We start from the raw sequence: 1,800 nt of genomic DNA on the forward strand, positions 1-1,800 counted from the left end.
TCCAGGCCGATGTCGAGCACGCGCACCGAATGGGTGAGCGCCCCGACGGCCAGGTAGTCCACGCCGGTGGCGGCGTAGGTCGCCGCCGTGTCGAGGCCGAGCCCACCCGACGACTCCAGCAGCACCGTCGGTGCGCGGGTGTCGCGGCGCTGCACGGCGATCTGCGTCTGCCACACCGCGAAGTTGTCCAGCAGGACCAGCTCGGGCTTCTCGGCCAGCACCGCGTCCAGTTGCTCGAGGGAGTCGACTTCGACCTCGCAGGGCAGGTCGGGGGCCGCCTCGCGCACCGCGCGCAGCGCCTCGACCACCGACCCGGCGGCCACCACGTGGTTGTCCTTGATCAACGCGGCGTCGCCGAGCCCGAGCCGGTGGTTGACGCCCCCACCGACGCGCACCGCGTATTTCTGCAGCAGCCGCAGGCCGGGCAGCGTTTTGCGGGTGTCGCGGACCTTGGCCTTGGTGCCCTCCACGGCCACCACCCAGGCCGCGGTCGCGGTGGCGATCCCCGAGAGGTGGCAGATCAGGTTGAGCATGGTGCGCTCCGCGGTCAGCAGCCCACGGGTGGGCGCCCGCACGGTCAGCAGCGCCTCCCCCGGCTGCAGGCGGGCCCCGTCCTCGACGCGGTGCACCACCTCATAGCCGCCGGCGCCGAGCACCTCGTCGAGCACCAGCAACGCGACGTCCACCCCGGCGACCACGCCGGGCTCGCGGGGCACCATCGACGCGGTGGCCGCCGCGTCACCGGGAACCGTCGCCAGCGTGGTCACGTCGGGCCCGTAGCACAGATCCTCGTCGAGACCGCGCCGGATGGTGTCCAGGGCGGCGGCCCGTTCGGCGTCGGACAACATCGTCACCCGACCACCGCCAGCGTTTCGACCAGCACCGCCGTGCGGTCCCCGGCCAGCCGCAGGACGCTGCTGCGGGCCTGCTCCGGCGCCGCGTCGGGGTGTTCGGCGCGATGGTGGCAACCCCGGCTCTCGGTGCGGGCCAGGGCCGCGGCGGTCACCGCGCGGGCCGTCATCGTCAGTGCGACGTCCTCGAAATCGCGCCGGCCCGCGACGCGACGCACCGGCGCCGCGGACAAAATCTCGGACAGCCGCCGCAGCCCGGCCGCGTCGCGCACGACCGCCGCGTCACGGCTCATCGCGCGCTGCAGGTCCTCGCGTCGCGGCGCGGCGTAGGTCAGCGGCTCGGGCACCTCGGCGTGCACCCGCCCGGCCGCCGACGCGTGCGCGGCGGCGGCCTTGCCGGCGCGGCCGCCGACCACCAGCCCTTCCAGCAGGCTGTTGGACGCCAGGCGGTTCGCGCCGTGCATCCCGGTGCGGGCCACCTCGCCGGCCGCGAACAGCCCCGGCAGCTCGGTGCGGCCGGACACGTCGGTGACGATGCCGCCGCAGCTGTAGTGCGCGCCCGGGACGACCGGCATGGGCTGGCGGACGGGGTCGATGCCGGCGGCCCGGCACGCGGCGGTGACGGTCGGGAACCGGGCCTCGAAGCCGTCGATGCCGCGGGCGTCGAGCAGGACGTACGGGTCGCCGGTGGCCTTCATCCGGGCGTCGATCGCGGCCGCGACGATGTCGCGCGGCGCCAGATCCGCCATCGGGTGAACGCCGGCCATGATCGAATTGCCCTGCCGGTCAAGCAGTATCGCGCCCTCGCCGCGGATCGCCTCGGTGACCAGCGGACGGCGGCCGCCCGCGCCGGCCCGGAACAGCATCGTCGGGTGGAACTGGATGAACTCGACGTCGCTGACCGCGACCCCGGCCCACAACGCCAACGCGATCCCGTCGCCGGTGGACC

The 1,800-nt window shown here is 74.8% G+C and carries 2 protein-coding genes; both read right to left on the reverse strand.

The window, feature by feature from the left end; genetic code table 11:
- The coding region (gene nadC, locus AC2VNT_RS17245; protein WP_486948014.1) for a carboxylating nicotinate-nucleotide diphosphorylase at positions 1 to 848 on the reverse strand (848 nt) is incomplete at its 3' end.
- Between the two features lie 2 nt (positions 849 to 850).
- On the reverse strand, positions 851 to 1,800 hold a 950-nt coding region (locus tag AC2VNT_RS17250), incomplete at its 5' end, for an FAD-binding protein (protein ID WP_486948013.1).

Source organism: Mycobacterium sp. TH-M15 (genome assembly GCF_057473705.1).